The organism is Paenibacillus sp. 01T422 (genome assembly GCF_056398785.1).
Genome location: NZ_JBFTQB010001058.1, coordinates 1 through 1954 on the forward strand (window position 1 = coordinate 1; position 1954 = coordinate 1954).

Genomic DNA, 1954 nt, shown 5'->3' on the forward strand with positions numbered 1-1954 from the left:
ATTATGAACAATGGGTTTAAGAGGTACAACAGGTTGAATCTGTTTCCCCTTCATTTCAGCCAAATAACGCAACAAGATTTGCTCTACATGTTCTTGGTCACTTTTCACCACAGGTACAGATGGAAGCTATTTCTGAAGCTTTGGATGCCGTTTGATCACCGTACGAAAAAGCCGCTTGGCTGCATCTCGGAGTACGTTTAGCGGGCGTTGTTTTTGGCTAGAAATTCTTGTTTCATTGAAGTAATTCAGAACTATTGTTGCAAAGGTTAGTTTGTTTCAGCAGACTGACCTTTTATTATTACGTTTATTCTTCTTAATGCTAACTATATTCTAGGATTATGAGTATAGTATTGGAATTAACTTTTACCAAGGAATTGACAATTCACCTTAATGTACCGTTCTCCAGTGGTGCTTAATACATATTCGTCATCATGATTCTCACCTTGCTGTTAGCTACTAATTATAGTGGAATTATCCTCACAAACCAGCATCTATCAAACATACTCCAGGGTCTATAAAATTACAAAGATGGAGGGGTGGCTTACAACAAAAACACCGACAAAATAGCATTAATAATAGGCATGGAACAGACAGGACATTACTAGTACAACTGGTATAACTTGGCCAATTCGCTTGCCCAGAAAGGCATTAACATTGTTTTCCTTCAAAAAAAGCATTAACTTGTCCCACTGATTCAAGCACTTAACACTTTTCTATCCTAATTCCCATATTGTAGATAGTGCGTGATATTAACCTATTTTTTAATGAGTTACCTGAGAAAATTATTTGGAAAGTAGGAGGAGAACATGTACGAACAATATGTAACCTATGAGACTTGCGATACAATCAGGTCTAGACAGCGAAAAGAAATCTGCTGAAAAATATTTGGCCGGTTTAAAAGTATTCTCAATTGTGAAGTGAGAAGAACAACGCCGCCGCGGGGGATTCGCGCGCATGTAAATTATGGAGGCACATTTGTGTCATTAATGGAGGGCTCATTTGTGTCATTAGACAGCTGAAGAAGTAGACATTGTGCTATTGGAATTGACAGAAGAGGTCTGTCGCGATGCGCGTGCGAAKGGTTACTCGAGTGGGACTGTACATGTATTTTGCATGTGTTCCCCATACGATGCACCTATTGGATTTAGTCAGCAGCGGAAAATGCCCTTTACCACGAATAATACATTAAAAGTTTTCGGATCAGTTCGTGAAATATTCCATCGTAAYTGGAACGGGAATCCCGTGCGTAAAGTCGGAGTAACGCTTGGATCACTTGATAACGAGGAGATCACGCAGCTAGATCTATTTGAAGACATTACGAGGATGCGTAAGCTCGATGGTGTATTGGATGGAATAAAGGATCGTTTTGGAAATACGGCGATTATTCACGCTTCGAGTCTAATGAAAGCTGGTCTAGCTACTGATCGAGCTGGCAAAATTGGAGGTCATTATAAATGAGTAAGAAATTAGAACTTAATGGACTTTGGGAATCCAGCCGGATGATGCTTCCTCAACATAAAGAGTCGGCGATTAGAAATCAAAGAGAAAGTCAGCGTATCTCACGACCTATACGTGATGTGCAAGAAATACAACAAATATCAGCTGTGCTGAGTCTATCGCAAATGTACAAGAAACCAATTGAGTTAATTTTATATGAAATTGTTAGCTGCACTTTTTGGCTCTTACCAAATTTGGTCTTGGGTGAAACGGGGAAATCTATAGTCTGAATTCAAAAATAAATGATAAGAAGGGGAAAGTATATTTGTAGTTGCTAATTGGTTCGTAATTTTAGTTAAGCCATTCCACTCCCTCGGTATAATCTGATATCCTCACGCAAGCTCGTCTATTCGCAGGATTTTATCCTTTAGATTTTAATGATGAACGAAAGATAGCGAGATATATTAGGACGTGTCGTTAAAAAGGCGTGCGGGAACAGAGGTGGAGTTGATTCACC

The 1954-nt window shown here is 39.2% G+C and carries 2 protein-coding genes and 1 pseudogene; all 3 read left to right on the top strand.

The window, feature by feature from the left end:
* Positions 1-201, top strand: a 201-nt coding sequence (locus tag AC1DUA_RS35440; RefSeq protein WP_477504201.1) for a hypothetical protein, incomplete at its 5' end; no start/stop codon positions are given.
* Positions 202-1026: 825 nt separating this feature from the next.
* Positions 1027-1458 (top strand): annotated as a pseudogene (locus tag AC1DUA_RS35445) (DinB/UmuC family translesion DNA polymerase); the annotation flags it as partial.
* A complete protein-coding gene (locus AC1DUA_RS35450; RefSeq protein WP_477504202.1) occupies positions 1455-1727 on the top strand; it encodes a YolD-like family protein in 273 nt (90 codons plus the stop codon). The pseudogene AC1DUA_RS35445 and the gene AC1DUA_RS35450, both read left to right, overlap by 4 nt.
* Positions 1728-1954: the final 227 nt, after the last annotated feature.

What these genes read in the sequence shown, in the direction of transcription:
- AC1DUA_RS35450 (WP_477504202.1), top strand. Translation starts at nt 1,455, where the DNA reads ATGAGTAAGAAATTAGAACTTAATGGACTTTGGGAATCCAGCCGGATG.